Annotated in this window: 6 protein-coding genes; 5 read left to right on the top strand and 1 reads right to left on the bottom strand. The window is 64.8% G+C overall.

Annotated elements, in window-relative coordinates; translation table 11 throughout:
* Positions 1-707 precede the first annotated feature (707 nt).
* A complete protein-coding gene (gene ettA, locus KF759_RS07630) occupies positions 708-2,369 on the bottom strand; it encodes an energy-dependent translational throttle protein EttA (protein WP_291224188.1) in 1,662 nt (553 codons plus the stop codon).
* A gap of 186 nt (positions 2,370-2,555) precedes the next feature.
* Here ettA and glyA point away from each other — a divergent pair, with 186 nt between their 5' ends.
* The 5 genes from glyA (at position 2,556) to ribB (ending at position 7,426) form a co-directional block, all read left to right on the top strand.
* A complete protein-coding gene (gene glyA, locus KF759_RS07625) occupies positions 2,556-3,809 on the top strand; it encodes a serine hydroxymethyltransferase (RefSeq protein WP_291224186.1) in 1,254 nt (417 codons plus the stop codon).
* 70 nt (positions 3,810-3,879) lie between these two features.
* Entirely contained in the window at positions 3,880-4,398 is a 519-nt protein-coding gene (gene nrdR, locus KF759_RS07620; protein WP_291224184.1) for a transcriptional regulator NrdR, read from the top strand.
* Positions 4,398-5,516 (top strand): bifunctional diaminohydroxyphosphoribosylaminopyrimidine deaminase/5-amino-6-(5-phosphoribosylamino)uracil reductase RibD, encoded by a 1,119-nt coding sequence (gene ribD, locus KF759_RS07615; protein WP_291224182.1) that lies wholly within the window; start codon positions 4,398-4,400, stop codon positions 5,514-5,516. Before nrdR ends, ribD begins: the two co-directional genes overlap by 1 nt.
* A 204-nt stretch (positions 5,517-5,720) precedes the next feature.
* Positions 5,721-6,323, top strand: a complete 603-nt coding sequence (locus tag KF759_RS07610) for a riboflavin synthase (RefSeq protein WP_291224180.1) — start codon at positions 5,721-5,723, stop codon at positions 6,321-6,323.
* Positions 6,320-7,426, top strand: coding sequence for a 3,4-dihydroxy-2-butanone-4-phosphate synthase (gene ribB, locus KF759_RS07605; RefSeq protein ID WP_291224178.1), 1,107 nt, complete (start codon positions 6,320-6,322; stop codon positions 7,424-7,426). The genes KF759_RS07610 and ribB overlap by 4 nt, the downstream gene beginning before the upstream one ends.
* The last annotated feature ends 33 nt before the right edge of the window (positions 7,427-7,459 follow it).

Genomic DNA, 7,459 nt, shown 5'->3' with positions numbered 1-7,459 from the left:
GGAGGAAAGCAGAGTCAAGCAAAGACCTTTCCCGAAGCCACGCGGATTGCCGCGACTGCATGAACGTCATTGGCGTTCTCCGTCGAAGGTTGTAGCGAAAACGGAAAAGACTGAAACACGGAGCACACGGAGTACACGGAGGGGAGCAGGGTCAAGCAAAGACCTTTCCCGAAGCCACGCGGATTGCCGCGACTGCATGAACGTCATTGGCGTTCTCCGGCGAAGGTTGTAGCGAAAACGGAAAAGACTGAAACACGGAGCACACGGAGTACACGGAGGGGAGCAGGGTCAAGCAAAGACCTTTCCCGAAGCCACGCGGTTTGCCGCGACTGCATGAACGTCATTGGCGTTCTCCGGCGAAGGTTGTAGCGAAAACGGAAAAGACTGAAACACGAAGAACACGAGGCACACGAAGGGAAGCAGAAGCAAGCAAAGATCTTTCTTGAAAGGAAATTCTTCTTGTGCTCCGTGTGCTCCGTGTGCTCCGTGTTTCAAGCTTTCCGCTTCAAAGGGAAGCAGGGCAAGCAAAGCTCTTTCTCGAAAAGAATTTCTTCGTGTGCTTCGTGTTCTTCGTGTTTCAAGCTTTCCGCTTCAAAGGGAAGCAGGGCAAGCAAAGCTCTTTCCCGAATAGCACTTCTCAGTGTGCTCCGTGTGCTCCGTGTTTCAAGCTTTCCGCTTCGAATCCCGCGGGTTCGCAGCCGCTGCCTTTATGCGAGCTTCTTGTAGCGCAGGCGATGCGGCTTGGCAGCCTCGTCGCCCAGACGCCGCTTCTTGTCTTCCTCGTACTCGCGGTAATTGCCCTGGAAGAACTCGACATGCGAGTCACCTTCGAAGGCAAGGATATGGGTGGCGATGCGGTCGAGGAACCAGCGATCGTGCGAGATCACGAACACGTTGCCCGGGAATTCGAGCAGGGCGTCTTCGAGCGCGCGCAGGGTTTCGATGTCCAGATCGTTCGACGGCTCGTCGAGCAGCAGCACGTTGCCGCCCTGCAGCAGGGTCTTGGCCAGATGCAGGCGGCCGCGTTCACCACCGGAGAGGCTGCCGACCATCTTCTGCTGATCGGGACCCTTGAAGTTGAAACGGCCGATGTAGGCGCGCGACTGGATCTCGATGCCGTTGATGTTGAGGATGTCGGCGCCGCCAGAGACTTCCTGAAACACGTTGTGGTTGCCTTCGAGTTTCTCTCGGCTCTGGTCGACATAGGCGATGTTGACGGTCGGGCCCTTGACGATCTCGCCCTTGTCGGGCTTTTCCTGACCGGTGATCATCTTGAACAGCGTCGATTTGCCGGCGCCGTTGGGGCCGATGATGCCGACGATCGAGCCTGGCGGCACCACGAAGGACAGATCGTCGATCAGCAGGCGATCACCGAAGGACTTGCTCACGCCCTTGAATTCCATCACCGCGTTGCCCAGGCGCTCGCCCGGCGGGATGAAGATCTCGTTGGTTTCGTTGCGCTTCTGGTAATCGACCGATTGCAATTCCTCGATGCGTGCGAGGCGCGCCTTGCCCTTGGAGCGACCACCCTTGGCATTCTGGCGCGCCCATTCGAGTTCGCGCTGGATGGCTTTCTGGCGTGCCTTTTCCTGGTTCTCTTCCTGCTTGAGGCGCTCGTCCTTCTGCTCCAGCCACGAGGAGTAGTTGCCCTTCCACGGAATGCCGCGACCGCGATCGAGTTCGAGGATCCACTCGGCGGCGTTGTCGAGGAAGTAGCGGTCATGGGTGACCGCGACCACGGTGCCGGGAAAGTCGTGCAGGAAATTCTCCAGCCACTCGACCGATTCGGCGTCCAGATGGTTGGTCGGCTCGTCGAGCAGCAACATGTCGGGTTTGGACAGCAGCAGACGGCACAGCGCGACGCGGCGCTTTTCACCACCCGAGAGCGTGGCGATCTTTGCATCCCAAGGCGGCAGGCGCAGCGCATCGGCGGCCACTTCGAGCTGGCGTTCGAGCGCGTGCGCATCGGATGCCGCGAGGATGTTTTCGAGGCGCTGCTGTTCGGCGGCGAGCTTGTCGAAATCGGCGCCTTCTTCGGCGTAGGCGGCGTAGATCGCTTCGAGTTTCTGCTGCGCGTCGAGCACTTCCGAAACGCCTTCCTCGACCGACTCGCGCACGGTCTTGTTCGGGTCGAGCTGCGGCTCCTGCGCGAGGTAACCGACCTTGATGCCCGGTTGCGGACGGGCTTCGCCCTGGAAGTCGGTGTCCACGCCCGCCATGATGCGCAGCACGGTCGACTTGCCCGCGCCGTTGAGGCCGAGCAGGCCGATCTTGGCGCCGGGGAAGAAGCTGAGCGAAATGTCCTTGATGATCTGGCGCTTGGGCGGCACCACCTTGCTGACGCCGATCATCGTGTAGATGTACTGCATGTGGGCTCCGGACAGGCTTGCGCCGGCGCGCGGGTGGCGTCGGTCGCGGCAGGGAAGGAAACGGGTGATTATCGCCGATCAAGGGGCGCTGCGTCATCGGTTGGGTGGCGGGCAGCCGTTTGTGCAGGCATAAATCTGCTGCAACGCGGTACCATTGCGGTTTCCCCGGCCGGCACAGGTTTCCCCATGTTTCCCAAGGATTCGCGCATCGAAGGTTTCGACCCCGAGCTGGCCAAGGCGATTGCCGACGAGCGCCGCCGCCAGGAAGACCATGTCGAGCTCATCGCGAGCGAGAACTACGCCAGCCCGCGCGTGCTCGAGGCGCAGGGCAGCGTGCTCACCAACAAGTACGCCGAGGGTTATCCGGGCAAGCGCTACTACGGCGGCTGCGAGTACGTCGATATCGCCGAATCGCTCGCGATCGAGCGCGTCAAGCAGCTGTTCGATTGCGACTACGCCAATGTGCAGCCGCATTCGGGTTCGCAGGCCAATCAGGCCGTCTATTTCGCCCTGCTCAATCCGGGCGACACGATCCTGGGCATGAGCCTCGCCCACGGCGGTCATCTCACCCACGGCGCCAAGGTCAATCTTTCGGGCAAGCTGTTCAACGCGGTGCAGTACGGCGTCAACGACAATGGCCTGATCGATTACGACGAAGTCCAGCGCCTGGCGACCGAGCACAAGCCGAAGATGGTGGTGGCCGGATTCAGCGCCTACTCGCAGGTGCTCGACTGGGCGCGCATGCGCAAGATCGCCGATTCGGTCGGGGCCTTGTTGTTCGTCGACATGGCGCACGTCGCCGGCCTGGTCGCCGCAGGCGTATATCCGAGCCCGCTGCCGCACGCGCACGTGGTGACCAGTACCACGCACAAGACGCTGCGCGGCCCGCGCGGCGGCATCGTGCTGGCGAAGAATCCGTCCGAGGATCTGGTCAAGAAGTTGCAGTCGATCGTGTTCCCGGCCCTGCAGGGCGGCCCGCTGATGCACGTGATCGCGGCCAAGGCGGTCGCCTTCAAGGAAGCGCTCGATCCGGCGTTCAAGACCTATCAGTCGCAAGTGGTCAAGAACGCGCAGGCAATGGCGAAGACCATGATTGCGCGCGGCTACAAGATCGTCTCCGGCGGCACCTTCAACCACCTCATGCTGATCGATCTGATCGGCAAGCCGATCACCGGCAAGGATGCCGAGGCCGCGCTCGGCAAGGCGCACATCACGGTCAACAAGAACGCGGTGCCCAACGATCCGCAGAAACCGTTCGTGACCTCGGGCCTGCGCATCGGTACGCCCGCGGTGACCACGCGCGGTTACGGCGAGGCCGACTGCATCGAGCTGGCCAACTGGATCTGCGACGTGCTCGATGCGCCCACTGATGCAAGCGTGATCGCGGCCGTGCGTGACAAGGTCACCGCGCAGTGCAAGAAATTCCCGGTGTATGGCTGAGGCCGATATCGACGGCAAGCGCTGAAAGCCTGTCTTCACGCTTGCCGCCGACTCCGCCCGTCACCCGCAGATGCATTGTCCCTACTGCCAGCACGACGATACCCGCGTCATCGACTCGCGCGAGTCCGATGATGGCGCCTCGATTCGGCGCCGGCGCGAATGCGCGGCCTGCGGCGAGCGCTTCAACACCTTCGAGACCGCCGAGATCAAGTTGCCGGCGGTGATCAAGAACGATGGCCGGCGCGAAGCCTTCAGCGAACGCAAGCTGCGCACCAGTTTCGACAGCGCCCTGCACAAGCGTCCGGTGTCGATCGAAGTGGTCGACGATGCCGTACGCGCGGTGATCGATGAACTGCGCAAGAGCGGCGAACGGGAACTGCCCTCACGTCAGATCGGCGAACTGGTGATGCGTGCGCTCAAGAAGATCGATCAGGTCGCCTTCGTGCGCTTTGCCTCGGTCTATCGCAGCTTCGAGGACGTGCAGGCGTTCCGCGAGGAAATCGAGCGCCTCGAGCGCGACCTGCCGGTGATCGAAGGCCTGCAGCTGCCGCTGCTGGGTGACGCCGCCGGCATTGCGCGGAAACGCTGATGCAGGCGTTCACGGCCAACGACCACGCGCATATGGCGCGCGCGTTGCGCCTGGCCGAGCGCGGCATGCATACGACCCAGCCCAATCCACGGGTAGGCTGCGTGATTGCGCAGGGCACCGACATCGTCGGCACCGGCTGGCACCGGCGCGCGGGCGAGCCGCATGCCGAGGTGTTCGCGCTGCGCGAGGCCGGCGCACGTGCGCGCGGCGCCACCGTCTATGCCACGCTCGAACCCTGCGGACGCAGCGGGCGCACGCCGCCTTGCGTGAATGCACTGATCGAAGCCGGCGTTGCGCGCGTGGTGTTTGCGAGCGAAGACGTTTCACAACATGCCAGCGACGCGAGTCAGCGCCTGCGCGATGCCGGTATCGGGGTCGAATCCGGTCTCATGCGCGAGGTTGCGCGCGAGCTCAATCGCGGTTTCTTCTCGCGCATCGAGCGCGGGCGGCCGTGGCTGCGCCTCAAGTTGGCGATGAGCCTGGATGGCCGCACCGCCCTCGCCAACGGCGCATCCAAATGGATAACCAGCGCGGCCGCGCGCGCCGACGTGCAGCGCTGGCGCGCGCGCAGCAGCGCGATCCTCACCGGCAGCGGCAGCGCGCTGGCCGACGATCCGCGTCTCACCGTGCGGCTGCAAACCGATGCGCCCGATGGCGGCGAGTTCGTCCCGCCGCTGCGTGTGTTGCTCGATCGAGAGTTGCGTACACCGGCGCACGCGCAGTTGCTCGATGGCAGTGTGCCGACCCTGGTGTTCCATGCGCAGGCAAGTACCCCGCAGGATGGGCGCTTTGCCCGCGTCGAATGCCTTGCCATTGCGAGCGACGCAGCCGGTCTCGAGCTGCGCGACGTGCTGCGCGTCCTTGCCGACCGCGGCTGCAACGAAGTGCAGGTCGAGGCCGGGCCACGCCTGGCTGGCGCGTGGCTCGCGGCAGGATTGGTCGACGAGCTGCTGCTCTATGTCGCGCCGGTGCTCCTGGGCGACGATGCGCGCCCGTTGCTGCATCTGCCTGCGCTTGCGTCGTTGGCGCAGCGCTGGGCACTGCGGGTCGTGGAACAGCGGCAGGTGGGCAAGGATTGGCGCCTGCTGTTGCGGCCAGGAATCGGGCCTGAAGCCTGAAACACGATGGACATGCAGCAAGATGTGGCTCGGGATTCATCCCGACAGGGAGCAAGTTGTGGGTCGGGATTCATCCCGACAGGGAGCAAGTTGTGGGTCGGGATTCATCCCGACAGGCTTGGCGCGGCAGAAGCGATCGTCGGGCTGAAGCCCGACCCACGGGCCGCGTCAACCGACAGGCAGACCAACAGACAGGACAAGACGATGTTCAGCGGAATCATCCAGGCAGTGGGCCGCCTCGCGGCGCGGCAGATGCATGGCGACGGCGCGCAGCTCCTGATCGCTGCGGACACACTCGATCTGAGCGATGTGGTGCCCGGCGACAGCATCGCGGTGGCGGGCGTGTGCCTCACGGTGACCGCGCACACCGGTACGCACTGGCACGCGGAGGCCTCCGCCGAAACCCTGCGCCTGACCACGCTGGGCAGCTTGCGCACAGGCGACGCCGTCAACCTCGAAAAGGCGCTGCGTCTGTCAGACCGCCTCGGCGGGCATCTGGTCGCGGGCCACGTCGATGGCATCGGCGCGGTTGCGCGCATCGATCACGAGCCCGGCGGCGCGCAGCGCTGGCAGTTCCGCGCGCCCGCCGCACTCATGCGCTACATCGCGGCAAAGGGATCGATCTGCGTCGATGGCGTGAGCCTGACGGTGAATGCCGTGGACGACGAAGGGTTCGGCGTCACCCTCATTCCGCACACGCTCGCGCACACCAGTTTCAGCGAGCGCGGCATGGGCGACGCCGTCAACCTTGAAGTCGATCTCATTGCCCGCTATCTGGAACGCCTGCATCCCGGAGCTGCCGCATGAGTCTTGCCAGCATTGCCGAACTGGTCGAAGAAATCCGCGCCGGCCGCATGGTCGTCGTGGTCGACGACGAGGACCGCGAGAACGAGGGCGATCTCATCATGGCGGCGCAGAGCGTGCGCCCCGAGGACATCAATTTCATGGCGCGCGAGGCGCGTGGCCTGATCTGCCTTGCGCTGACCGAGTCGCGTTGCCGCCAGCTCGGACTGCGGCCGATGGTGAGCAACAACACCTCGCCGCACCACACCAACTTCACCGTTTCGATCGAGGCTGCGCAGGGCGTGACGACAGGCATCTCGGCCTTCGACCGCGCGCGCACGGTGCAGGCCGCGGTAGCGGCCGCTGCCGGGCCCAACGATCTCACCCAGCCCGGGCACATCTTTCCGCTCACGGTGCGCAATGGCGGCGTGCTCACGCGCGCGGGCCACACCGAAGCCGCGAGCGATCTGGCTGCGCTCGCCGGTTTCGAGCCGGCCGGTGTGCTCGTGGAAATTCTCAGCGAGGACGGCTCGATGGCGCGCCGGCCCGAGCTCGAAGTGTTCGCTGCGCGACACGGCCTCAAGATCGGCACGATCGCCGACCTCATCCGCCATCGCCTGCGCACCGAACGGACCGTCACGCGCGTGTTCGAGCGCGCGGTCGATACCGAGTTTGGCGCGTTCCGACTCTTCGGCTACCGCGACGAGCTCAGCGGCCTGCCGCATTTCGCCCTGGTGCGCGGCGATGTCGGTGGCAGTGAGCCGGTGCTGGCGCGCGTACATCTGCGCGACACCTTGAGCGATGTGCTGCATCTGCGCGAGGAAGCGGGCACGATCACGGTCACCGCGGCGCTTCGCCAGGTCGCCGCGAGCGAGCGTGGCGTGGTGGTGGTGCTGTCCTCGCCTGACGAAGGCGCGCGTGCGCTCGATCGCCTGCAGGCGCCGGCGGCCGAGAACGCCGACGCGGCCTACGATGGTCGCCTGCATGGCGTGGGTGCGCAGATCCTGCGTGATCTGGGCATCGAGCGTCTGCGCGTGCTCGGCACGCCGCGTCGCTTCGCCGCGCTGGGTGGCTTCGGCCTCGAAGTCGTCGCCTATGAGGACGCCGGCCGCGGCGCCACCGCATAATGCGCAATCGCCGCGTCGCGGCCGCCTGCATGG

This window comes from Dokdonella sp. (assembly GCF_019634815.1).
Lineage (GTDB): Bacteria > Pseudomonadota > Gammaproteobacteria > Xanthomonadales > Rhodanobacteraceae > Dokdonella_A.
The sequence above is the reverse complement of the archived record's forward strand: the minus strand, read 5'-3'. Positions and strand labels throughout refer to the sequence as shown.